The sequence below is a fragment of the Amycolatopsis sp. NPDC104819 genome, assembly GCF_055583145.1.
On sequence record NZ_JBVJON010000002.1, the window covers coordinates 68,483 to 92,074 of the forward strand.

Consider the following 23,592-nt stretch of genomic DNA (forward strand, 5'->3'; position numbering starts at 1 on the left):
GGGGGGGGGGGGTGGGGGGGTGCGGGTTGGCCCCCCCCCCCCCTCCTTTTTTTCTCTCCCCCCCCCCCCCCCCCCCCCCCCCCCCCCCCACGACAGCGTCAGCCTCGGGTCCACTTCTGGGCCGCGCTCTGGTTGCAGTCGTAGATCTGCAGCTGGGTCCCGTCCGTCGTGGTGCTGCCCGGGTCGTCCAGGCACCGCCCGGACTGCGGGTTCACCAGCGCGCCGGCCGTGCCCGGCTGCCACGTCTGGGCGCCCGAGCCGTTGCACTGCCACAGCTGGACCTTCGTGCCGTTCGCCGTCCCGCTGTTGCTGACGTCCAGGCAGCCGCCCTGGGCCTGCAGGGTTGCGTCGGGGCCGGAGAACCACTTCTGCGCTCCGGTGCTGTTGCACGTGTAGAGCTGCACGTGCGTCCCGTTCGCCGTGCCGCTGGTGGCCACGTCCGCGCACTTGCCCGCGACCCCCGAGGTCAACGGACCCAGGTGCGGCAACGTCCCGTCGTACGACGGCGGCGGGTTCGACGCCGCCCAGCCCGTGTTCGCCGCAGTGCCGAGGACGAACGACAACGTCCCGCCCGAGGTGAGGGCCGACGTCGGCGCGTACGCGTTGTTCCACACCGAGCCGTTCCACGACGCGCTCTGGACGTACGGGGCGTTGTCGGCCGCCGCCGGGGCGTTCAGCGTCAGCGTGTTGCCGCTCGGGAGCGTCACCACCGCCTGCGTGAACAACGGGCTGCCCAGCGCCAGATCCGCCGTTCCCGGCGTCATCGGGTAGAAACCCAGCGCCGAGAACACGTACCACGCGCTCATCGCGCCGAGGTCGTCGTTGCCCGCCAGCCCACCGGGCGCGTCGGTCCAGATCTGGTCCTGCACCTGCCGCACGACCTTCTGCGTCTTGTACGGCTGCCCGACGTAGTCGTACTCCCACGGCAGCTCCAAGCTCGGCTCGTTGCCGAGGTCGGCCTGCGACCCGCCGGCGCCGTGGAACCCGGCCAGCACACTGTCGAGGTAGCTGACCAGCGACGCGTTGCCGCCGCGGGCCGCGGCCAGGCCGGCCACGTTGAACGGCACCATGCCGGTGTACTGCCACGACGTGCCCTCGACGAAGTTCGAGCCGCTCGCCGGGTTGAAGCCGCCGGTCCAGCCGCCGCCCGCGTCGCGCGGCTGCATGAAACCGCTCGCCGGGTTGAACGTGTTCTTCCAGTTCTGCGCGCGGCCGGCGTAGAACTGCTGGTTCGCCGTGTCCCCCAGCGCCCCAGCGAACGCCGAGAGCGCGAAGTCCGCCGTGTTGTACTCCAGCTGCGTCGAGACCGGGCCGTAGAAGTTGCAGCACTGGTAAGTGCCGTTCGCCGGCAGGTACCCCGGCGCGTTCAGCGCGTTCAGCCCCGGCCGGACGTTGTTCAGCACGCTCGCTTCCTTCAGCATCGCCTGCAAGGCCGCCGACGTGTCGAAGTTCCGCGCCCCGAAGGCGTAGTAGCTCGCCAGGATCGCCGTACCCGGGTCGCCGACCATCACGTACGTCTCGCCGTTGTTCTGCGACCACTTGGGCAGCCCGCCGCCCTGCGCGTAGTCGGCGATCATCGACTGCGCGATGTCGCCCGTCTGCGCGGGGGCCACCAACGCCGACAGCTGCGCCTGCGTGCGGTAGATGTCCCAGCCGGAGAAGTTGGCGTAGTGCGCCGAGTGTCCACTCGCGACGGTGTGCACCTGGTTGTCGAACCCGATGTACTGGCCGTTGCGGTCGGAGAAGACGTTGGGGTGCAGCAGCGAGTGGTACAGCGCGGTGTAGAAGACCCGCTGCTGCGCCGCCGTGCCGCCCGCGACCTGGATCCGGCCGAGCAGGGAGTTCCAGCTGTCGTGCGCGGCCTGCTTGGTCGCGGCGAAGTCGAACGCCGGGATGTCCGCGGCCCGGTTCGCGACCGCGTTGGACACCGAGACGTAGGAGATGCCGACCTTCGCCTGCACGGTCCGGTTGGTGGTCGTGTCGAACCGGACGTACGCGCTGCCCGGTCCCGCGGCTGGTGCCGCCGCCGAAGCCGCCTCCCCGTGCAGTTTCCCGGGGGACGCCTTGGGGGTCACGGCCGCCGCGGCCGCGGTGCCGCTGGAGCTGAACGGCCGGTCGAACACGACGTCGAAGTAGAGCGTGTAGGTGAAGCCCGCGCCGCAGAAGTGCCCGGAGGTGACCGAACCGGACACCTCCGTCGGGCTGACCACCGTCCACGTCTGGTTCGACGTGCCGTTCTGGCTGCCGTTGAGCTTGAACTGCAGGTTCGCCTGGGACGTCGAGGGGAAGGTGAACCGGCCGATGCCGGACCGCAGCGCGGCGGTCAGCTCGGTGTTCACGCCGTTGCCGAGGTTCACCGAGTACGCGCCCGGGCTCGCGGATTCGTTGCCGTGGCTGAAGGGCACGGTCGCGCCGGTGTTCACCGCGCCGACCGTCGGCAGGATCGGGACGTCGCCGTCGGCGCCGCAGCCCGGACCGGACAGGTGGGTCAGGCTGAACCCGGTGATGGAGGAATCCTTGTACTCGTAGCCGCCGCCGTCGGGGCGGCTGGGCGTGTCGGGGCTCCACTGGAGCATGCCGAACGGGACGTCCGCGCCGGGGAAGTCGTCGGCGGCGTTTGAGGTGCCGATGAAGGGGTTGACCAGCGACGCCGGGTCGGTGACCAGCGGCGCGGCCGACGCGGGAACGGGGGTCAGCCCGGCCAGAGCCAGGACGGTCACGGCGGTCAGCCGCGTGAGGGAACGCAAGACCATGTCACTTGTCCTTCGCCGTTGAGCACAAGTTCAGCCGATGCGAATCGGAACGGTCCTCGTGGCCTGACACCGTTGTCAACGGTCAGTGGTGAACCTGTCGCGTTCCGGACACGACCGGGTGAAGCCGATGAGTTTTCCCGGCCCCCGCCGTCAGTACTGAAGTCCGCGAACCGCCCCAAAGGAGACATCATGGCAAAACTGCTCTACGGCTTCAGCTGCTCGGTCGACGGCTTCGTCGCCGGTCCCGGCGGCGACATGTCCTGGCTGACCCCGTACCTGGGCCCGGACCCGCTGGTCGACGAGCTGATCCCGGAGATCGGCTCGCTGCTCGTCGGCCGCCGGACCTACGGCGGGGACGACCCGCACCGCGGCACCGAAGGCGAGGGCAAGGCGTTCGGCGGTGGCTGGGAGGGGCCGCAGTTCGTGCTCACCCACCGCCCGGCCGCCCCGGCGCCCGGCGTCACGTTCGTCGACAACCTTGTCGACGCGGTCGCGGCGGCCAAAGAGGCAGCCGGCCCGAAGTACGTCAACGTCCTCGGCGCCGACATCGCCCGGCAGTGCCTCGAAGCCGGGGTCCTCGACGAGATCCTCGCGATGCCCGTCCCGGTGCTGCTCGGCGACGGCGTCCGGATGTTCGACCACCCCGGCGGCAAACCGGTCGGGCTGGAGCCGCTGCGGCCGAACTGGTACCGCGTGCTTTAAGGCCGCATCCCGAACGACGGGCGGCCGAGCAGCTTCGGCAGCACGGCGTAGGCGTCGCCGACCCAGTCGCACAGCCGCGCCCGGGTTTCGCGCGGGTCGATGACGTCCTCGACGGAAAACCGTTCCGCGGTGCGGAAAGGCGAGCGCACGGCGTCCAGGCGCGCGCGGATCTCCTCGATCCGCGCCGCCCGGTCGCCGGCCGCGTCGAGCTCCGCGCGGTACGCCGCTTCGATGCCGCCTTCGACCGGCAGCGAACCCCAGTCGCCCGAGGGCCACGCCCAGCGGCGGACCAGCCGGTGCCGGTTGACCTGGCCCGCGCCGCCGACGCCGAACACGCGCCGGACGATCACCTCGGCCATCGGCACCCGCGCCTGGTACACGGCGGTGACCGCGCGGGCGCCGTGGCGGATCGCGCCGGCGCGCTCGGCCGCGGCGCCGATCACCATGCCCGCCTGGTCGGTCAGCGACACCAGCGGCAGGTGGAACGTCTCGCACAGGTCGACCAGGCGGGTCATGACGTCGGCGCCTTCGGGTGTCAGCGTCGCGCCGCGGTACGGGTCGGTGGCGAGCACCCCGACCGGGTGGCCGTTCAGCCGTGCGAGTCCCGCGTAGGCCGAGCCGCCCGACACGGCGTAGTCGAACACCGAACCTTCGTCGAAGACGCCGTCGAGCAGCGGCCGCAGCCGGTAGGGGTGCCGCCGGTTGCGCGGCACCAGGGAGAGCAGTGTCTCTTCGCGCCGGTCGGCCGGGTCCGAAGTGGACCCGACCGGCGGCAGCGAGTCCACAGAGGATGGAAGATACGACAGGAACTGCTTCAGGACCGCGAAAGCCTCGGCCTCCGAAGCGACGATGCGGTCGACCGCGCCGCTGCGGCGGTGGACGTCCGCGCCGCCGAGCTCCTCCTTGGTGAGGTCCTCCCCCGTCGCGTGCTTCACCACCGGCGGCCCGGCGACGAACAGCTGCCCGACGTCTTCGACCAGGACGTTGAGGTGCGCCATCACCGCCCGCGCGGCGCCGAGCCCGGCGACCGGGCCGAGGCACAGCGCCACCACCGGCACCGTCGAGAGGTTGTCCACCACCAGGTCCCAGCCCGGGTTGACCGGGACGTAGGTGAACCCGTGCTGCTCCAGCATCTTGACACTGCCGCCGCCCCCGGTGCCTTCGATCAGGCGCACCATCGGCAGGCCGAGCTCGTTCGCGAGCCGTTCGGCGTAGACCTGCTTCTCCATGATCGCGGCGTCGGCGGCGCCGCCGCGCACGGTGAAGTCGTCCCCGCCGATCGCGACGCGGCGGCCGTCGAGCTTCGCGGTCCCGACGATGAAGTTGGCCGGGGTGAACGACTCCAGCGAGCCGTCCACATAGGACGCCGTGCCGGCGAGCGCGCCGATCTCGTCGAAGCTGCCGGGGTCGGCGAGCGCCTCGATCCGCTCGCGGACCGTCGAGCGCCCGGCGGCGTGCTGGCGGGCGACCTTGTCCGGGCCGCCCATGCGTTCGGCCAGCGCCCGCCGCCGGGCGATCTCGTCGACCTCCGGCTGCCAGGTCATTCCGCCTCGAACGCCGCTTCGACCTTGCGCTGCAGCTTGTTCATCCCGCCGAGCCAGCGGTCGGTGTCGGTCGCCCGCGCCGCGTAGTACCCCGCGACCTCGGGGTGCGGCAGCACCAGGAACCGCTTCTCCTCGATGGCCGTGAACAGCGCGTCCGCGACCTGCTCCGGCTCGATCGCCGACGCGCCCATCAGCAGCCGGCCCGCGGCGCCGGTGCTCTCCAGCATCGCGGTCCGCACGCCCTGCGGGCAGATGGCCTGGACGGTGATCCCGCAGTGCTTGTAGGTGGCGGCCAGGTATTCGGCGAAGGCCAGCGCGCCGTGCTTGGTCACCGAGTACGGCGCCGAGCCGAGGCTGGTCAGCAGGCCGGCGGCGGAGACCGTGGCGATGAAGTGGCCCTTCCCGCGCTCGAGCCACGCGGGCAGCAGCAGGTTGGCCGCGCGGACGTGGGCCATGACGTTGACGTCCCAGGTGCGCGCCCAGACCTCTTCGGGGCTTTCCGCGCCGCCGAAGGGCGCGATGCCCGCGTTGGCGCAGAAGACGTCGATCTCGCCGAGGGTCTCGCGGGCGCTCTCGACCAGCTTCGCGACGCCGTCGACGCTCGCGACGTCACCGACGAACGCCGTCCCGCCGACCTCCTTGGCGATCTCCGAGGCCTTGTCGCCGTCGAGATCGGCGACGAGCACCTTCGCGCCGTCGGCGGCGAAGCGGCGGGCCAGCGCGGCGCCGATGCCGCCGCCACCCCCGGTGACGACCACGCCGGTCACAGGCCACCACCCAGGGTCACGCCGCCGTCGAGCACCATGGTCTGGCCGGTGATCCAGCCCGCGTCGTCGGAGAGCAGGAAGGCGACCGCGCCCGCGATGTCGGAGGGCAGGCCGAGCCGCTTCATCGGGTAGGCGGAGGCGACCTCCTCCTCGCGGCCCTCGTAGAGCGCGGTGGCGAACTTCGTCTTGACGACGGCGGGCGCGACGGCGTTGACGCGGATCTTCGGCCCCAGCTCGGCGCCGAGCTCGACGGTCAGCCGGATCAGGGCGGCCTTGCTGACGCCGTAGAGCCCGATGCCGGGCGAAGCGCCGAGGCCGGCGACGGAAGCGACGTTGACGACGGCGCCGCCGTGCTCCCCCATCCACGCGTCCCGGGCGCGTTTGGTCCAGCCGAGCGGCGCGAGCACGTTCACCCCGAGGATCTTGGCCGCGGCGCCGGGGTCGATGTCCAGCGTCGGGCCGTAGACCGGGTTGATGCCGGTGTTGTTGACCAGGTAGTCGAGCCGGCCGAAGGTCTCGACCGTCTTCGCGACGGCCTCGTCCTGGTGGTCGGTGTCGTCGGCCTTGCCGGGCACGAACATGGCGACGTCCGGGCCGCCGAGGGTGTTGACGGCCTCTTCGAGGGCCTCGGGCTTGCGCGCGGTGATGCACACCTTCGCCCCGCGCTCGACCAGCGTCTTCGCGATCCCGAGCCCGATGCCCCGGCTCGCCCCGGTGACGATCGCGACGCGATCCTTGAACGAGTTCACGACAGTGTGTCTCCTTCGCTGTGGTGCGCGGCACATACCAAGCAGTCGCTTACCCGGCCCATTATGCGCGATGAGGCCATCCTCTCAAGGCCGACCTCCGTCACACCGGATCGCCACCCTGTGTGCTCAGTCGCTTGCGCCCGGTCGGCCCTGCCGAACAGGCCCTGGCGTCCGGAGAAGCGGATCACTCAGTGGTTCGCGCGGCTGCGCGGGTCAGGGCCACCGCAGCCACAATGGTCCACACCATACAAAGGACCCGGCCCACCGGCAGAAGCATGCTGGCGTAATAGAAAAACAGTGACAGCAGGGACAGGACCGCCAGCCCACCCGCCACACAGCCGAACGTCCGAGCCGGCTTCCGCAGCCACGCCGTGGCCAGCACGGCGAGGAGAACAAACGCTCCCAGCGTGACGACGTTGACCACGCCACCGGAGTAAAAACTCGCCATCCGGAGCGCCACGACCGTCCGCGGCGCCGCCGCGGGAGCCGCGATCACCACGGCGCAGGTGAGCGCGGACGACACGAGCATGGCCCCCACTGAAACCATTCCCACGACGTTCAGCCGCCGCGCGGCGGCAGGATCGCCGGCTGCCCTACCCACCGTGCGGGCGAACAAAGCGAACCCGAGGACGGAGATCACCTGCAAACCGGCGGCCACCAAAGCCGCAGCCGGATCGGCGGTGTAGTACGCGACGACGTCGGCCGTGGGCGCATCGGGCAACGGCAATGGGCGATCGCTGAGCAACCCGTCGACAAAACTGACGGAGAGAAACGCGACCAAGAAGCCGATCGACCCCACGACCGCCCGGCGTGGCACGACCCAGGCGGGAACGGCGGCTGGTCCGGTGGAAAGCGGTGTCATGGGAACTCCTTGTCGGCCGGAAACCCGGAATCGGGATTTCCCGAGCGTTCCGGACAGCCCCGCGATCCGCGTCGGCTCGGAAGCGACACCCGGCTACGCGATTCGACGTACGGCCGGCGGGCCGCCGTTGGCGTATCGTCCCGACGATGGCACGAGTGCTCGTTGTCGGTCTCGACCCCGCGAAGCTCGAAGGCTGGGACCCGGCACCGGTCCTGGCCGCGATAGCGCGCGGTCAGGACCGCTTCGCCGATCACCGCATCGAGGCCGACTACTGCCTCGTGTCGCTCGATGAGCGCCCCGAGCAGACCATCGCGGAGGCGTTGACCGGCACCAGTTACGACTGTGTCGTGATCGGCGGCGGCCTCCGCACCGACGAGCCGTTGCTCGAGCTGTTCGAGCGGGTGGTCAACCTGGTCCGGCAGCACGCCCCGGCCGCGGCCATCGCGTTCAACAGCAGCCCCGAGGACTGCGTCGACGCGGCCTTGCGCTGGTTGCGCTGACCGGAGATATTGCCTTGCCGTGCCACGAGGGCGGTGTCTACGTTCCGGTCATGCCTTCGCGACTCCTGGCAGTGACGTTCGAGGCGGACACCCCGGCTGAACCGGCACGCTTCTGGGCCGGACTCCTCGACCGAGAGATCATCGAAGACGCCGACGGCGTCCTGCTACCGGGCGACGACACCCAGCTCGGCCTCCGCTTCGTACCGGGCCGCGACGGCCGCCTCGGCGCGAACCGGATGCACCTGCACCTCACCAGCGCCGACCTCGACGACCAGCGGCACACCGTGGACACGGCGATAAGACTCGGCGGCCGTCACGTCGACGTCGGGCAGCGGCCCGAGGAGACACACGTTGTCCTGGCCGACCCGGCGGGCTACGAGTTCTGTGTGATCGAGCCCGGCAACGGCTACCTCGCCGGGTGCGGCCCGCTCGGCGAGCTCACCTGTGCCGGCTCCCGGCAGGTCGGCTCGTTCTGGAGCCGGGCGCTGGGCTGGCCCCTGGTGTGGGACCGCGGCGAGCAGACCGCGATCCAGTCCCCGCGCGGCGGCACGAAAATCGCCTGGGACAACTGGGATGGCACGCCCGAGGCGCCGCCCCGGCAGCGCTTCGAACTGCTCCCGGACGGCGACCAGAAGGACGCGGTCGATGCGCTGATCTCCCTCGGCGCCGCTCGGGTCGCCGCGCGCGACGACGGCATCGTCGTGCTGGCGGATCCGGATGGCACCGAGTTCTCCGTCTGGCCACCGAAGAAGGCGTTGCGGCGCACCAAAAACGCCACCTGAATCACGAGTGGCCGAGGTCGGCGTCACTCAGCGCCTGGACGACGCCGGCTCGTCGTTCGGGCGATTCCCGCACCGCTCGGCTCATCTCCACGTGCAAGAACACCGTGTCGTCCGCCGCCGCCAGTTTGCCCTGGACGTTCTTCGTCCCTTCGAGCGCTCCGCAGCGTTCCTCCCAGGCCCGGCACACCGCGAACCCGTTCGCCTCCAGGCGCGTCGCCGTGCGGCGAACCGCGTCGCCCGCTGCCGAGGCCCCCGAGGACAGCACGATGTCCTTCGACGGCAGGTTTTCGTCGTGGAAGCCGTGCAGCTGGACCTGCGTGAGCTTTCGCGCGGCCAGCACCGAAGCCACGACGTGGAACACCGAGTCCTCTTCGTGTGCGACGTCGGCCTTGCTGTCGTCGGCCTTCCGGTGCGCGCCGGCCACCATCAGCACCGCACCCGGGGTGCGGCGGAACAGGTCGACGCCGAACAGCTCCGTTCGCAGGTCGAACGCCGGGTGCGGCACCTCCACCGCCAGCGACGGCGGCGCCGACCGGTCGATGACGTACAGGCCCCACGCCCGCTCGGTGCCGGGCTCGTTGACCACGATCGTGTAAGGCCGCCCGGTCGCCGGGTCGACGCCGTCGTGCACCGAAAAACCGAGCTTTCCGAGATCCGCGGTCCCCCGGCGGTCCAGGACCGCCGCGAACCCCGCGGACGCGGTCCGACGTTCGTCGGATTTCGGTGAGCGGTACACCTGGTCGGCCGACAACTTGGCCGTGAAGCCGGTCACCAGGGAGTCCAGGGGCTCCGGACCGGCTTCCGGGGCGGACGTCGGAGGAGCGTCGTCACCGAGGGTCAGCACCAAGGTCAGCGCCAACGCCAGAGCGACGGCCACGCCGGCCACGCTGAGCAACATCCGCGGTCGGGTGATCACAACCCGGAGTGTACCGATATCACCCGATAGTTAGACTTAGCCGTCGTTTGTCCCCCGATGGGGCTAGCTGTAACGTCACCGACGACGTCATTGATACCGTCATGTAACCCGAACGGGTGGGTTCTTTGCTAGCGGCCGCGGCGGCCGGTGGTCCATCGGGACATGTGACTGGAAGGGCCTGGGGAGACCCTCTTGAAACAGCACGAAGAGCGAACGGCGCGGTTGCGCGCGCAGATTCCGGAGGCGGGCTTCCCCCGCGGCGCCGGTGTCGCCTCGGCGACCGCGTTGGTCCTGCTGTTGGTCATCGCCGCCTTCACCGCCCTGTACCTGTCCACCGCGGGCCCGCTGTCCCTGATCCGCGCGAACGACGCCGCCGGCCGTGTCCCCGACGAGGTGACCGCCGGCCAGCAGCGCACGACCGCCGGCCTTGCCCAAAGCGTCGCCACCTCGGCGACGGCCGCCGCGGGCGACCTCCAGGTCGCGGCCGGCTCCGGGGTGTTCGACGTCGCCGACGACACCGCCCTGCTCGCCCGGCTGGGCGAGACCTACGAAGACTGGCGCGGGGTCGCCGTCTACGACCCGGCCGCGCAGAAGGTCCTGGCCACCCGTGGTGAGCCGGTGCCGGTCGAGACGCTGCGCGGGGTCGCCGTCGCGAACCTCACGGTCCGCCCGGTCGCCCGTCCCGGTGACACCCCGCTCGTGCTGACCGCCCTCCCGCTCTCCGGCGCGCGCGCCGGCAAGCTCCTCGTCGTCTCGACGGCGCTGCGCACCACCGCCGGCGACCTCGACAAGGACACCCAGCAGCAGGTCCGCCTGGTCACCGCGGACGGCGCCGTGCTGCACACGCACGGCTCCGACGTCGCCGCGACCGACACGCCCGCGCAGCAGCTGCTCGCCCAGGCCGCCACCGCGGCCGCCGCCGGGCAGTCCGGTGTGCTCACCGGCTCGGCGGTCACGGAGAAGGGCAAGCAGCGCGCCCCGGTCGTCTCCTACGCCCCGGTGTCCCCCACCAGCATCGGCGGCAGCCTCGGCCTGTCGGTCGTGGCGTTCAGCCGCTTCCCGGTCGAGGCCGTGCCGGCCCGCTGGCCCGGCCTGATCCCCGCCGCCGCCCTGCTCGTGCTGGCCGCCGCGGGCTTCTTCCTGCTGCGGCGCACGGTCGTCGCGCCGATCCGCAGGCTGCGCGCCGACGCCCTCGCCGTCGCCGCCGGCGTGCTCGGCAAGCCGGTCCGGCAGTCACGGATCCGCGAGGTCAACCGGGTCACCGCCGCCCTCGAGCGGTCGCGTTCGAAGCTGCGGCGCCGCAAGCCCGCACCCGGTGTACGCGCCTTGCTCTCCGCGCAGCTCATCATCGCGGCGGTCGCGCTGACCCTGCTCGGCTGGTCGGGCGTGGTCGCCGCGACGCTCGGCCGGCAGCACGCCGAGGTCTCCCCGACCATGCTCAGCGAGCACGGGGTCCGCGTCACGCGCTCCGCCGACACCCTGCGCCGCAGCCTCACCGAAGGCCTCACCGACCTGAAGTCGGTCGCCCAGCTGGGCAAGGGCAAGGAACCCGAGCAGCTGCGGGGCATGCTGGACCGGCTCGCGGGAACCGAAAGCCGGTTCCGCAGCATCTACGTCGCCGACGCCCAGGGCGCGGTCCGGCTGCTGGCCGGGCGCGACTCCCTGCGTGAACCCGGCAAACTGCCCGACGGCGAAGGCCTGCGCCAGCACAACACCAGCGGCCGCGTCCCGGTCGTCTACGCCTTCACGCCGTTGCCGGACTCGAAGAACGTCCTGGTCGGCGAGTACGACGTGCCGCGCATGGCCGAGCTGCTCGGCGCGGCGGGCGGCCGCGTCCGCGTGGTCGACGAGGGCAAGCGCACGATCGCCGACACGCAGGGGTACCTCGCGTTCTCCTCGCTCACCGACGCGACGCTGATCAAGAACGTCGACGCGGCGCAGTCGGGCAAAGACGCCCGCGAGACGACGCCGGCGGCGCTCGTCGCGGCCCAGCGCCTGGCCGACAAGGGCACCGCGGCGTCGCTGAAGTGGGTCGTCGTCGCCGAGCAGCCGATCGGGTCGCTCGGGGTCGCGGACAACACCGTGCGGTCGGGCGCACGGGTCGCCGCGCTGCTCACCGCCGTCGTCGCGGTGATGCTGTTCGCCTGGCACTTCCTGGTGGTCGTCCGGCCGCTGCGGCGGGTCGGCGAGGAGGCGCGGCGGATCGCGGCCGGCCACACCGGCGCCGTCGTCTACCCGCAGCGCCAGGACGAGATCGGCACCATCGCCTCCTGCGTCGAGATCTGCCGCCAGGCCCTGCTCGACGGCCGCGACCGGCTCGGCGAGGTCCGGCGCCCGACCGGCGCGGCGACCGACGAGACCGAGCTGCTCCAGAAGATCGTCGACGAGCCCGAACCCCGGGTCGAACGCCAGCCCCCGGCCGCGCAACGGAAACCGGCGGGCCGGCCGCGGCCGCAGACCCCACCGCGGATCCCGGCCCGGACGCCCGAAGAGAAGGCCAAGAGCGACTACCTGAGCTGGCTGGACGGGGCCGGGGTCTGACGTGACGTTCCTCTACGTCGTGCTGGTCCTGGCGTCGGCGACGATGCTGGTCGCCGGCATCACCGAACAGCGCCGGCACTACCGGCACCTGCACAGCATCCCCACCCGGGTGCTGGTCAACGGCATCCGCGGCAAGTCTTCGATCACCCGCCTCTGCGCGGGCGCCCTGCGCGGCGGCGGGCTCGTCACCACCGCCAAGACCACCGGCACCGCGGCCCGCTTCATCCACCCCGACGGCAGCGAGGAACCCGTCTACCGCAAGTTCGGCATCGCCAACGTCGTCGAGCAGATCGGGATCGTCCGCCGGGCCGCCGCCTACCGGCCCGACGCGCTCGTCATCGAGTGCATGGCCGTGATGCCGGACCTGCAGGAGATCAACCAGAGCAAGCTGATCCGCTCGACCATCGGCGTCCTGTGCAACGTCCGTGAGGACCACCTCGCCGAGATGGGCCCGACGCTCGACGACGTCGCGCGGTCGCTGTCGCGGTCGATGCCGGTCGGCGGGATCTGCCTCACGGCTGAGCGAGACCGGCTGCACATCCTCCAGCAGGAGGCCGGCAAGCGGGACTGCGAGCTGATCGCGGTCGACCCCGAAACGGTCACCGACGAGGAGATGCGCGGCTTCGGCTGGATCACGTTCAAGGAGAACGTCGCGATCGCGCTGGCCGTCGCGGACCTGCTGAACGTCAACCGGCAGCTGGCGCTGGAAGGCATGTGGGCCGCGCCGCCGGACCCGGGGGTGCTGCAGGTCCACCAGTACCGCGCCGGCCGCCGTCACCTGCGCTTCGCCAACGTCTTCGCGGCGAACGACCCCGAATCGACGTTGATGAACATCGACCAGCTCCGCGCGCAAGGCGCGATCACCGACCCGCTGCACGTCATCATCAACTGCCGCCCGGACCGCGTCGAGCGCAACGGCCAGATGGGCGCGCTGATCCCCCGCATCGCGCCGGAACGCGTGGTGCTCATCGGCGACCCGACACGCAGCGCCCGGGCCGCCATCCCGAGCGAGTGGCACGACCGCGTCGTCGACCTCGGCGGCTCGCGGTCCCCGCGTGAGCTGCTGCGCGGGATCGTCGGCGGGGTCGAGCGGCACGCGTCGCTGATCGCCATCGGCAACATCCACGGCCAGGGGGAACTGCTCATCGAGGAACTCGCGAAACTGGAACCGGTCGCCTGATGCTCACCACGTCCCTGGCCCCCGAGGTCGCCACCGTCGGGCTCGCCATCGGCCTGCTGCTGTCGCTGGTCTGCTACCTGACCACGAACCTGTCCCCCGGCGGCATGATCACGCCCGGCTGGATCGCGCTGACCATGGTCGAGGACTACCGCCGCGCGGCGATCATCGCGGCGATGACCGCGCTGACCTTCGGCGGCACGAAGCTGTTGCAGCGCATGGTGATCCTGTACGGCAAGCGGCTGTTCGCCGCGGTCGTGCTGCTGGGTGTCGTGCTGCAGACGACGTTGCTGCTCGTCCTGCAGGCCGACTTCCCGCTGCTGTTCGTGCACCAGACGCTCGGGTTCGTCGTGCCCGGCCTGGTCGCCTACCAGCTCGTCCGGCAGAAGCCGGTGGCCACGATGCTCGCCACCGGCGGGGTCAGCCTGGCCAGCTACGCGGTCCTGATCAGCGGGGTGCTGATCGGGCTCGTCCCGACCGTATGAGGTGACTGAGGAGATGGCACTGCGCAGGGCGATCCGCATCGGCGTGCTGGCCGCGGTCATCGGCGTGTCCGGAGCGGCCGCGCTGTACTTCGCACAAGACCGGGAACAGGAGATCACGGCGATCTCGGCGTCGGCCGCCCCGTCCGGCGCGGCCGTCACCGGCGGGTACACCTACGAACGGCTGGAAAGCCCGGCCCGGACCGTGGTCCGCGACGCGGCGGGCGCGCAGCTGGCGTCCTTCACCGACGGCTCCCGCACGGTCATGATCACCGGGCGCTCGCGAACCTTCACCGAGCCGAAGTTCACCAAGGTCAGCATCACGTCGACGGCGTGGATCCGGCTCGCGCCCGAAGTGTGGCAGGCGGGTGGGGAAAAGCAGCAGTGGTTCACCGGCTGGCTGCCCAAGGCCGTCGGCGACACCGACCCGGACGTCCTCGCGATCGCCCTGCAGTACACCGACGGCGCGGCCGACCAGATCGCCAAGAAGCTGCGGATCGGCGGGGACGCCAACTTCGGCCCGGACAGCGCCGAGGGCCGGCTGGAGAAGTCGGACTTCTACGACTACCTGGGCATCGGCTGGGACTTCCCGGGCGGCGTCCACGAGGCCGCGGAGCCGGCGCGGGCGCGGTCGCTGGACTGTTCCGGTTTCGTGCGGATGGTGTACGGCTACCGGTCGGGCTACCCGCTGCTCGGGACGAACACGAAGGGCCCGGGCCTGCCGCGCCGGGCGTGGGCGCTCTCGGAGCTCGGGCCGGGCACCGAAGTCGTCCACGACGCGAAGAAGCAGGCAACGGACTTCAGCACGCTCCAGCCGGGCGACGTGCTGTTCTTCAACCTCGAGCCGCAGCTCGGCTCGCAGGTCTCCCACACCGGCATCTACCTGGGCATCGACAGCGACGGTCACCACCGCGTGCTGTCCAGCCGGAAGGTCGCCAACGGACCGACCTTCGGCGACGCGGGCGGCGTGTCGCTGATCGACGGGTCCGGCACCTACGCCAAGGCGTTCCGCGCGGCCAAACGCATCTGACGCGTCGCGCCGCAGCTGGTTCGCCGTCGAACGGGAGTTCCAGTACCGTCCGCTGGGCGGGAGGTACCGATGACGAACGAGGAACCGGCGCCGGCACGGCTGGGCCGGCGGGTCTGGGCGTTGTTCACCCCCTACCGGGCGGCGCTGGTCGCGACGGTGCTGGCGGTGCTGGTGTCCAGCGGGCTCGGGATCCTGACCCCGTTCCTGACCCAGGCCACGTTCGACCGCGCCCTGTTCCCCACCGACGGCAGCGGCGTCCACGTGCGGCTGCTGGTCCTCCTGGTCGCCGGGATGATCGCGATCCCCCTCGTGAGCGCGTTGATCGGCGTGTTCCAGACCTGGCAGACCACGCTGCTGGGCAACCGCGTCATGGCCGATCTCCGCACCCGGCTGTTCGCCCACCTCCAGCGCATGGACCTGGCGTTCTTCACCGCGACCCGCACCGGGGCGATCCAGTCGCGGCTGGCCAACGACGTCGGCGGGGTGCAGACCGTGCTGTCGGAGACGGCCACCTCGATCCTGGGCAACGTCGTCACCGTCGTCGCCGCGCTGGTGGCGATGGTGCTGCTGTCGTGGCAGCTGACGATCGTCGCGGTCGCGCTGGTGCCGCTGTTCGTGCTGCTGCAGGTGCGGGTCGGCCGGGTCCGCCGCCGGCTGGCCGGGCGCACCCAGGAGTCGCTGTCGGACATGACCGCGATCACCGAGGAGTCGCTGTCGGTGTCCGGGGTGCTGCTGGCCAAGGTGTTCAACCGGCAGGCCGACGAAGTCACCCGCTACACCGCCGAAAACGCCCGGCAGGTCGACCTGCAGGTGCGCCAGGCGATGACCGGCCAGTCGTTCTTCGCGGTGGTGCAGACGTTCCTGGGCATCACGCCGGCCCTGGTCTACCTCGTGGCCGGGCTGCTGATCGCCAACGCGAGCGGCGCCGCGGTCACCGCCGGCACGATCGTCGCGTTCACCACCCTGCAGACCCGGCTGCTGTTCCCGACCGTCAACCTGCTGCGGGTGGCGCTCGACGTCCAGACCTCGCTGGCGCTGTTCGGGCGGATCTTCGCCTACCTCGACCTGAACCCGCGCATCGTCGACGCGCCGGACGCCCGCACCCTGGGCGACCCGACGGGACGGGTCGAGTTCGACCAGGTCTGGTTCGCCTACCCGGCTTCCGACGAAACCGACGAAACCACCGACACCGAAACCCGCCGCTGGGCGTTGCAGGACGTCTCGGCCGTCGTCGAACCCGGGCAGCTCGTCGCCGTCGTGGGACCGAGCGGCTCGGGCAAGACCACACTGTCCTACCTGGTCCCCCGCCTGTACGACACCACCCGCGGCCGGGTCCTGCTCGACGGGCAGGACGTCCGTGAGCTCACCCAGACCTCGGTCGCCGACGCGATCGGAATGGTCACCCAGGACACCTACCTGCTGCACGCGACCGTCGCGGCCAACCTCCGTTACGCCAAACCCGAGGCCACGGACGCCGAACTCGAGGAGGCGGCCCGCGCCGCCAACATCCACGACCGGATCATGAGCTTCGCCGACGGGTACGAAACCCTCGTCGGCGAGCGCGGCTACCGCCTCTCCGGCGGGGAGAAACAGCGGCTGGCGATCGCCCGCGTCCTGCTCAAGGACCCGCGCATCCTCATCCTCGACGAGGCGACCAGCGCCCTCGACACCACCAGCGAGCGGCTCGTCCAGCAGGCGCTCGAGGCGGCCACCCACCGCCGCACGACCATCGCGATCGCCCACCGGCTCTCGACGATCCTGGGCGCCGACCTGATCCTCGCCGTCGCGGACGGCCGGATCGTCGAACGCGGCACCCACGCGGAGCTTCTCGCCCAGGACGGCCTGTACGCGCAGCTCTACACCGAGCAGTTCGCCGGCGGCAAGATCGAAGTCCGCTGTGCCGACGGTGTCCGCTTCCGCGACGGCAGCACCCTGCACCGCTCCCCCGCCGCCTGACCAAGCTCCCCCCGGCTGTGCCTCGAACGTTCCGTGAAGAGGCGGCCCGGACCTCGCTGCTGAAAGTCGTTCGCCTTTTTCCGGTAGGACAGCCGAAGCAGGGACAGGTCCATGGAAGAGTTGCTCGAACGGGTGGCCGGTGGCGACCGGTCCGCCTTCGAGCTGCTGTACCGCGAGTTCTTCGGGCTCGTCTTCCACACCGTCTTCGCGGTGGTGCAGGACCACGCACAGTCCGAAGAGGTCACTCAGGAGACGTTTCTCGAGCTCTGGGCGACGGCCGCCCGCTTCGACGGAACGCACGGCACGGGCGCCCGGTGGGTCACGATGATCGCGCGGCGCCGGGCGGTCGACCGGGTCCGGTCGGCCCAGGCCGCCCGCGAGCGTGACACCCTGATCGCGCGGCAAGCACTGATCCCGACCGAACCCGACCCCGGCGAGCACGTCCTGGACGGGGTCGAGGCCGGCCGGATCCGGGCGGCGCTGGCCCAGCTGCCGCCGGAGCAGCGGACTCTGCTGACCCAGGCCTACGTCGACGAGGTGACCTACCGCGAAATCGCCGCCACACTGGGAGTTTCGGTCAACACGGTGAAGTCGCGCGTCCGGCTCGCCGCGGCCAAGCTCCGCGGCCTGATCACGCGCTAGGCCAGGATCCCCGCGACGTTCGCGCGGTCCGCGCCGAGGCTGACGTACACACTCGCCCACGCCCGGTCGGCGTCCGACGGCGCGGCGCGGTCGCAGTAGGCCTTGCGGCCGTTGGCGGTGTAATACCGAAGCAGCGGCAGGGTTTCGTCCGTCCGGACCTGCGCCGGGTCGCGGTAGCGAGCGCCCGGGGCGGCCGGCTGGTGCTTCATGCAGCCGACCGCCTGGTTGCCCTCGTTGTCGAACACCGGCCCGGGATCCGGCGGGGCGGCCGAGCAGGAGACGACCAGGAGACAGCAGGCCAGGGCGAGGGTCGTGCGCATCGTCATCCGTTTCCCGTCGCGGCGCGGACGGCCAGGCCGAGCCCGACCACCAGCACCAGTGTCGCGGTGAGCACCGGCAGCCAGCCCGACAGCCGGGCCGCCCGGGCCCGCAGGCGGTCCATGCGGCGCATCGTTTCCAGGCGGTCGCGCAGCCGGACCAGGAGCAGGCCGACGGCGGTCAGCGTCGCCGCCATGCCGAAGCCGTAGCCCAGGACCAGCAGGACACCGAACCAGGTGCGGCCGAGCGCGACCGCGCCCAGCAAGACGACGAGGGCCGACGGGCTCGGGACCAGCCCACCGGCGACGCCCATCCCGATCAGCCCGCCACGCCCGAAGCCGTGTCCGTGTCCGTGCCCATGCCCATGCCCGTGTCCATGGCCGTGCCCGTGGTTGTGCCCATGCCCGTGTCCGTGCGCTTCCGCCACGGCTCCGGCAGTGACCAGCACCGGCTCCTCGACGACCCATTTCGCGCGGTTGCGCACCGCGGACACCAGCAGCCAGCCGCCGATGCCCGTCACCAGCAGTCCACTTGCGACACCGAGCCAGCTCAGCACGCTCTCCCCCGCGAGCGCGCTCGACCCGCTGATGAGCAACCCCAGCACCAGCACCCCGGCCGTGTGGGTCACCGTCACCGTGGCGCCGACCACGAGCGCGTCACGCGTCGAACCCCGCTTGCCCGCGAGGTACGCGGCGATCAGCGTCTTGCCGTGCCCGGGCAGCGCGGCGTGCGACGCGCCCAGCACCAGCGACAGCAGCACGGCCAGCAGGCCGACGGCCGGGGTCAGGTCGTCGGCGCCGACGAGGTCGGTGAACGTCCGGGTGACCGTGCCGACCACCGCGTCCAGCGGGCCGAGGTGCGGGGCGACGTCGGCCGCGGCACCACCACCAACCCCGGGTTCGACGCGCAGGGTGGCCTCGCGGACGTTCAGCGGGTTGGCCAGCAGGTCGTCGGGGTAGGCACGCAGCTCGTTGCTGACACTCGCGGTCGGCAGCCCGTCGGCCGGGAGCCGGACGCCGTCGCCGACTGCGGTCATCTCGCGCCAGCCGATCCGGTCGGTGCGGAAGTCGTCGCGGATCACCAGTGTCGCGGCGCGGTCCAGCCCTGCGGACGCCGACATCGCGCAGGTGAGCCGGCTTGTCGGGAGCCCCGCCTGCCCCGGCGGGAACTCGAGGGTGCTGGACCGCAATGTCAACGGCACGGGCTGACCGTCGACCGTGACGGGTGTGGCCGACAGCAGGGCCGCGCAGTCAGCGGCCGCGCGGGTACCGGCTTCGGCGGCACTGACGATTCCGTCGTGGTCGGTGTCGATGGACGGCTTGTCCTGCACGGTCGGGATCTCGGCACTGTCCACAACGGACAGCAGGTCGACCCCGCCGGGACGCAGGGTCAGGCCGTCGTAGTGGTTGACCGTGAAGTTCCCGAGCGGGTGGGCCTCCGCGGCCGGCGCGGCGAGCAACCCGAGCGCCAGCAGTCCGAACAGGACGGCCACGAGCCGTTTCATCGTGCCGCCTTGAGCTTTTCGAGCGCCTGCCGCGCGTCCGGCGCGCCGACTGGAGAGAAGTACGGATTGATGGCGAGAGCGTCCGACAGTGCCGCGACGGCGTCGTTCGTGCGTCCCAGGCCCGCGAGGGTCAAACCACGGTGGTAGGCGACGGCGGCGGTGCGTCCGCCGAGGGAGGCGGCGCGGTCGAGATAGGGCAACGCCTCGGCGTCGCGGCCGTTGAGGTGCAGGGCCCAGCCGAGCGCGTCGGCGACGAGCACGTTCTGCCGACGTCCCCATTCGGCCTGCGCGTGGGTCAGCGCCCCGGCGTTGTCCCCGCGGCTCGCGGCGACGGCGGACGCGGTCAGGTCGTCGGTCACGCCGGCCGCGGCGAACAGCTGCTGCTGGCTGTCGAGCACCGCGTACTGCTGCTCGGCCTCGGGTTTGCGCCCGGCCGCGACGAGCAGGTCGGTGTATTCCTGCAGGTACTGCGGCAGCGGCACCCGGGCGACGATGTCGCGGTAGCCCGCGAGCGCCTCGTCGACCCGGCCGCGCGCGGCGGCGACCTTGGCTTTGCCTTCCAGCAGCGAGACGTTCTGCGCGTCGACCGCCAGCCCCTGGTCGTACTCGCTCGCGGCGTCGTCGAGCTTGCCGGAGTTGAAGGCGAGCTCGCCGAGGTAGTAGCGGCAGAAGGCGACGTCGCTCGGGCTGGTGGCGTCGGCGACCGCGCGCTGCAGGGCCGCCCGAGCGTCGTCGATCCGGCCGTGCAGCTCCAGGTCGTAGGACGCGCGGGTGAAGGACGAGACACCGGGCTTGTGGTCGAGCATCCGCTGGATCGTGTCGGTGGCCGCGTCGGCCTCGCCGAGCTGGGTCAGGGCGTCGGCGAGCACGCCGTAGGACTCGGCGGTGTCGGGTAACGCGGCTTCCGCGCGTTGGCCCCAGGTCTTCGCGGCGGCGAAGTCGTGCCGGGCGTTGGCGAGCGCGCCCATCCCGATCAGCGCGGCGCCGTTCGCGTCGGGTTGCTGCTGCAAGGACTTCTCGAGCGCGCCCTGGGCCTTCGGGTAGTAGGCGGGGTCCGCGGTGATCCGGGCTTGTTCGACGTAGGCCGTGCCGAGCTGGGCCCAGGTGAGCGGGTCCTGCGGCGCCCGGCGGAGCTTGTCCTGGGCGACGCTGATGCTGTGGGTGAGCGTGTCCTGGGCGACCGGGGCCGGCGCGGGGCCGGTGGCGGGCGCGGACTGCCCGGCCGAGACGCTGGCGACGAGCGTCACCGCACCGGCGACCAGGACGACGACCGCCAGGATCCGGCGTGGGCGGGTGGAGCGTTCGGACATGCGGAGACCTCACAGCCGGACGCCGGTGGCGGGGAGCACCCGCCACCGGCGTCGGTGGACTTATTCGGCCGCGGTCCCGGGACGACGGCGCAGCAGCCACACACCCGACCCGAGCAGCACCGCGGCGGCCAGGCCGCCGAGGGCGGGCTTGACCGGGAAGGTCGTGCCGGCAGCGGGACCGGCGGCTCCTCCTGACGCGGCACTCCCCCCGACGGCCCCGCCTCCGCCGCCACCGCCCGCGTTCACCGCGGAGTTGTGCGGCAGCGCGACGTACGGGAAGGCGCTCCCGAACGGCACGTCGTTGGCGTTGACCTTGTCCCCGGTCGCGAGCGCCGGGACGATCACGCCGGTCTGGGCGGCGCCTTCGAGGGCCTGGACCTCGATGTCGACGACGTCGTCGGTGAGCCGGCGGCCGTTCGGGAAGCCCTGCAGGTCACCGGCGAGCACCCCGAGCCGGTTCGGGTTCGCCGCGACCGGCACCGCGGTGTTGAGCCGCAGCATCTCCGACGGCGTGAACCTCTTGGCGTTGACGTCGGCGTTGTTCAGCTGCGAGTTGAGATCGGCCTTGATCGGGCCACCGGCCTTGGTGGTGACGCCGGTCAGGAAGATCTCCGCGAGGTCGTTGCGTGGGGTCGCGGGGGCCGGGATCCCGTAGATGGCCTGGATCAGCTTCGGCACCTCGGGGTCGGTGACCCGGCTGACCAGGTCCGGGACGTTGTGGTCCTGGTCCGGGGTGAGCGCGTTGAACTTGTCCTTGAGCCCGGCGGGCACGACGACCTCGTTGACCAGCGGGTTGCCCAGGCGCGAGACCTGGACGTACGGGCCGGCCTGGGTGTCCTTGCCCGGCGTCTTGATACTCAGCGACTGCCGTTCGGTGTCGCTCCACACGCCGATCACCGGGTTGCGGGTGGCGTTGCCGTTCAGCGCCAGCGCGGACTTCGGGACCTGCAGCGCGATGGTGTTGACGTTGTAGCCGCGCAGCGTGTCCTGGCCGACCTCGGACAGGTTGCCGCCGTAGAGCAGGTCGAACACGCGCAGGTCGAGGAAGAAGGAGTCGTCGGCCTGGCCGGCGAAGCTCTTGCCGCCGCCGGGCAGGTTCGTCACGGCCTGGTCGCGCAGCGCGCCGTAGTTCGGCATCGACGCGGCACCGGTGTTCGACGGCGCGGTCTTGCCCGAGCGCACCAGGCTCTTCGAGCGGCCGTACTTGTCGATGACGTCGAGGTTGTAGCTCTGCCGGAACAGCAGGTTCTCGTCGTCGAGGGAGGTCACCTGGCCGTTGTTGTAGAGGAAGGTCGACTTGCCGCGGCGGTCGTCGGTCTTGAACGTCCAGCGGTAGGTCAGGTCGGGCTTGGCGTCGCCGTCGCTGTCGATGTTGATGTCGTAGTGGGCGTCGGTGGCCCAGGGGTAGAAGTTCGGGCCGCCGTTGGGCTCCTCGAACGGGTACCAGTTGGCGACCAGCGTGACGGTGTCCGGCTTGTCCGGGCTGACGAAGGCGTAGACGTCGGTGTTGTCGACCGGCGGGTCGCCGGCGATGAGCGGCGCTTCGCGGTGGCTCGAGGCGGCGGCGAGATCGGTTCCCAGGCCGACCAGCGCGCTCGTGAGCACCACACTCCCCACCGCGAGCAGGGAGAGGCCCACACGCCGGGTCCGGCGGGACGGGAGCTGTACTGGCATGCAGCAGACCTTTCGCAGACGGCGCCGTCGCCGACGCCGTTTCGGGTCGCTCCCGCCCGATGCGGAAACAGAGCCCTCGCTCTCCCGTTTTCCGGGCGAGCACGAACCATTCGGAGACGTCCGCGCTCCGGTTCACCACCGAACAGGTGAAGCCGGAAAGGCATTGCTTTCAGCCTGTTCATCTGTCTAGGGTCGCAGATATTCCGCTCACCAACTCCCCGGACGCGAGGCGGCCATGAACACCATCCCCAGCGCCTCCCCCACCGGCGGCCGCACGCTGTCCCGCCGCGACTGGCGGTCCATCGCCGGCATGGCCACGGTCATCCTGGCGCTCAACCTGGTCGGCTGGGGTGTGCTCGGACTCGTGGTCGCGCCACAGCACTACGCACTGGGCTCCACCGGCGTGTTCGGCGTGGGTCTGGGGGTCACCGCGTTCACGCTCGGCATGCGGCACGCCTTCGACGCCGACCACATCGCCGCGATCGACAACACCACCCGCAAGCTGCTCGCCGAGGGAAAACGGCCGCTTTCGGTCGGTTTCTGGTTCTCCCTCGGGCATTCGACCGTCGTCTTCCTGCTGTGCCTGTTGCTGTCACTGGGAATCCGGGCGCTCGCGGGTCAGGTGACCGACGACGGATCGGCGTTGCACCAGGCGACGACGCTGATCGGCACCTCGACGTCCGGCGTGTTCCTGTACCTGATCGCGATCCTCAACCTCGTTGTCCTGGTGCGGATCCTGCGGGTCTTCCGCGACATGCGCGGCGGTGATTTCGACGAGGCCACACTGGAGCGTCAGCTGAACAAGCGCGGCTTCATGAACCGAATCCTCGGTGGTGTCACCAAAGCCGTCCGCAAACCCTGGCACATCTATCCCGTCGGTGTCCTCTTCGGACTCGGGTTCGACACCGCCACCGAGATCGGCCTGCTCGTCCTCGCGGCAGGCGCCGCGGCGTTTTCCCTGCCCTGGTACGCGATCCTGGTGCTGCCGATCCTGTTCGCGGCCGGCATGACCCTCTTCGACGCGGCCGACGGGTGCTTCATGAACTTCGCTTACGAATGGGCGTTCGCTAAGCCGGTGCGCAAGATCTTCTACAACATCACCATCACCGCGCTGTCTGTGGCGATCGCCCTGATCATCGGCACGATCGAGCTGCTGTCCATCCTCGTGCCCAAGCTCGGCATCACGACCGGCCCGCTCGCGGCCGTCGCCGAGGTGGACCTGGACCACGTCGGTTTTGTGATCGTCGGGGTCTTCGTCGTCACCTGGCTGGCGGCGCTCGCGATCTGGCGTTTCTGGCACGTCGAGGAAAAGTGGTCACGCCCCGCGACGAGGCCGGAAAGCTGACCGGCGGCAGGTGAGGGCGGCCGGCTCGAGGCCCGCTT

The 23,592-nt window shown here is 71.2% G+C and carries 20 protein-coding genes; 10 read left to right on the plus strand and 10 right to left on the minus strand.

Annotated features, from left to right (window positions below):
- Positions 1–98 precede the first annotated feature (98 nt).
- Positions 99–2,753 carry a lectin gene (locus ACZ63E_RS05180; protein WP_465334466.1) on the minus strand — a complete coding sequence of 885 codons (2,655 nt, stop codon included), beginning with the start codon at positions 2,751–2,753 and terminating at the stop codon, positions 99–101.
- Between the two features lie 189 nt (positions 2,754–2,942).
- Here ACZ63E_RS05180 and ACZ63E_RS05185 point away from each other — a divergent pair, with 189 nt between their 5' ends.
- On the plus strand, positions 2,943–3,455 hold the full coding sequence (locus ACZ63E_RS05185; RefSeq protein ID WP_465334467.1) for a dihydrofolate reductase family protein: 513 nt from the start codon (positions 2,943–2,945) through the stop codon (positions 3,453–3,455).
- Here ACZ63E_RS05185 and ACZ63E_RS05190 read toward each other — a convergent pair.
- The 4 genes from ACZ63E_RS05190 to ACZ63E_RS05205 form a co-directional block, all read right to left on the minus strand.
- Positions 3,452–4,999: an acyl-CoA carboxylase subunit beta gene (locus ACZ63E_RS05190; protein ID WP_465334468.1), complete on the minus strand. Its 1,548-nt coding sequence runs from the start codon at positions 4,997–4,999 to the stop codon at positions 3,452–3,454. The genes ACZ63E_RS05185 and ACZ63E_RS05190 overlap by 4 nt on opposite strands.
- Positions 4,996–5,766: an SDR family oxidoreductase gene (locus tag ACZ63E_RS05195; RefSeq protein WP_465334470.1), complete on the minus strand. Its 771-nt coding sequence runs from the start codon at positions 5,764–5,766 to the stop codon at positions 4,996–4,998. The genes ACZ63E_RS05190 and ACZ63E_RS05195 overlap by 4 nt, the downstream gene beginning before the upstream one ends.
- Positions 5,763–6,515, minus strand: coding sequence for an SDR family oxidoreductase (locus tag ACZ63E_RS05200; RefSeq protein ID WP_465334472.1), 753 nt, complete (start codon positions 6,513–6,515; stop codon positions 5,763–5,765). Before ACZ63E_RS05200 ends, ACZ63E_RS05195 begins: the two co-directional genes overlap by 4 nt.
- 184 nt (positions 6,516–6,699) lie before the next feature.
- On the minus strand, positions 6,700–7,377 hold the full coding sequence (locus tag ACZ63E_RS05205) for a hypothetical protein (protein WP_465334473.1): 678 nt from the start codon (positions 7,375–7,377) through the stop codon (positions 6,700–6,702).
- 146 nt (positions 7,378–7,523) lie between these two features.
- On the opposite strand from ACZ63E_RS05205, the gene ACZ63E_RS05210 reads away from it, so the two are divergent.
- Both ACZ63E_RS05210 and ACZ63E_RS05215 read left to right on the plus strand, forming a co-directional pair.
- Positions 7,524–7,877, plus strand: coding sequence for a hypothetical protein (locus tag ACZ63E_RS05210; RefSeq protein WP_465334474.1), 354 nt, complete (start codon positions 7,524–7,526; stop codon positions 7,875–7,877).
- A 50-nt stretch (positions 7,878–7,927) separates the two neighbouring features.
- Positions 7,928–8,659: a VOC family protein gene (locus tag ACZ63E_RS05215; RefSeq protein WP_465334476.1), complete on the plus strand. Its 732-nt coding sequence runs from the start codon at positions 7,928–7,930 to the stop codon at positions 8,657–8,659.
- Between the two features lies 1 nt (position 8,660).
- On the opposite strand, the gene ACZ63E_RS05220 is transcribed toward ACZ63E_RS05215, so the two are convergent.
- On the minus strand, positions 8,661–9,575 hold the full coding sequence (locus tag ACZ63E_RS05220) for a hypothetical protein (RefSeq protein ID WP_465334477.1): 915 nt from the start codon (positions 9,573–9,575) through the stop codon (positions 8,661–8,663).
- A gap of 192 nt (positions 9,576–9,767) precedes the next feature.
- On the opposite strand from ACZ63E_RS05220, the gene ACZ63E_RS05225 reads away from it, so the two are divergent.
- From ACZ63E_RS05225 to ACZ63E_RS05250, 6 genes are all read left to right on the plus strand, one after another.
- Positions 9,768–12,116 (plus strand): HAMP domain-containing protein, encoded by a 2,349-nt coding sequence (locus tag ACZ63E_RS05225; protein ID WP_465334478.1) that lies wholly within the window; start codon positions 9,768–9,770, stop codon positions 12,114–12,116.
- 1 nt (position 12,117) lies between these two features.
- Positions 12,118–13,296: a poly-gamma-glutamate synthase PgsB gene (gene pgsB / locus ACZ63E_RS05230; protein WP_465334479.1), complete on the plus strand. Its 1,179-nt coding sequence runs from the start codon at positions 12,118–12,120 to the stop codon at positions 13,294–13,296.
- Positions 13,296–13,778, plus strand: coding sequence for a poly-gamma-glutamate biosynthesis protein PgsC/CapC (locus ACZ63E_RS05235; protein WP_465313317.1), 483 nt, complete (start codon positions 13,296–13,298; stop codon positions 13,776–13,778). The genes pgsB and ACZ63E_RS05235 overlap by 1 nt, the downstream gene beginning before the upstream one ends.
- A gap of 13 nt (positions 13,779–13,791) precedes the next feature.
- The gene (locus ACZ63E_RS05240) at positions 13,792–14,805 is read left to right on the plus strand and encodes an NlpC/P60 family protein (RefSeq protein WP_465334481.1); all 1,014 of its coding nucleotides are present in this window, start codon (positions 13,792–13,794) and stop codon (positions 14,803–14,805) included.
- A 69-nt stretch (positions 14,806–14,874) separates the two neighbouring features.
- Positions 14,875–16,761 carry an ABC transporter ATP-binding protein gene (locus ACZ63E_RS05245; RefSeq protein ID WP_465334482.1) on the plus strand — a complete coding sequence of 629 codons (1,887 nt, stop codon included), beginning with the start codon at positions 14,875–14,877 and terminating at the stop codon, positions 16,759–16,761.
- Positions 16,762–16,872: 111 nt separating this feature from the next.
- Positions 16,873–17,403, plus strand: coding sequence for a sigma-70 family RNA polymerase sigma factor (locus tag ACZ63E_RS05250; protein WP_465334483.1), 531 nt, complete (start codon positions 16,873–16,875; stop codon positions 17,401–17,403).
- Here the strand turns inward: ACZ63E_RS05250 and ACZ63E_RS05255 are convergent.
- From ACZ63E_RS05255 to ACZ63E_RS05270, 4 genes are read right to left on the minus strand one after another with little or no spacing between them, the layout of a single operon-like run.
- Positions 17,400–17,723: a hypothetical protein gene (locus ACZ63E_RS05255; protein ID WP_465334484.1), complete on the minus strand. Its 324-nt coding sequence runs from the start codon at positions 17,721–17,723 to the stop codon at positions 17,400–17,402. The two genes, ACZ63E_RS05250 and ACZ63E_RS05255, sit on opposite strands and share 4 nt — an antisense overlap.
- A gap of 2 nt (positions 17,724–17,725) precedes the next feature.
- Entirely contained in the window at positions 17,726–19,225 is a 1,500-nt protein-coding gene (locus ACZ63E_RS05260; protein WP_465334485.1) for a nickel/cobalt transporter, read from the minus strand.
- Positions 19,222–20,535 (minus strand): tetratricopeptide repeat protein, encoded by a 1,314-nt coding sequence (locus tag ACZ63E_RS05265; RefSeq protein ID WP_465334486.1) that lies wholly within the window; start codon positions 20,533–20,535, stop codon positions 19,222–19,224. Before ACZ63E_RS05265 ends, ACZ63E_RS05260 begins: the two co-directional genes overlap by 4 nt.
- 60 nt (positions 20,536–20,595) lie before the next feature.
- A complete protein-coding gene (locus tag ACZ63E_RS05270; protein WP_465334487.1) occupies positions 20,596–22,209 on the minus strand; it encodes a DUF4331 domain-containing protein in 1,614 nt (537 codons plus the stop codon).
- Between the two features lie 235 nt (positions 22,210–22,444).
- On the opposite strand from ACZ63E_RS05270, the gene nicT reads away from it, so the two are divergent.
- Positions 22,445–23,554: a Nickel transporter NicT gene (nicT, locus tag ACZ63E_RS05275; protein WP_465334488.1), complete on the plus strand. Its 1,110-nt coding sequence runs from the start codon at positions 22,445–22,447 to the stop codon at positions 23,552–23,554.
- Positions 23,555–23,592 lie beyond the last annotated feature (38 nt).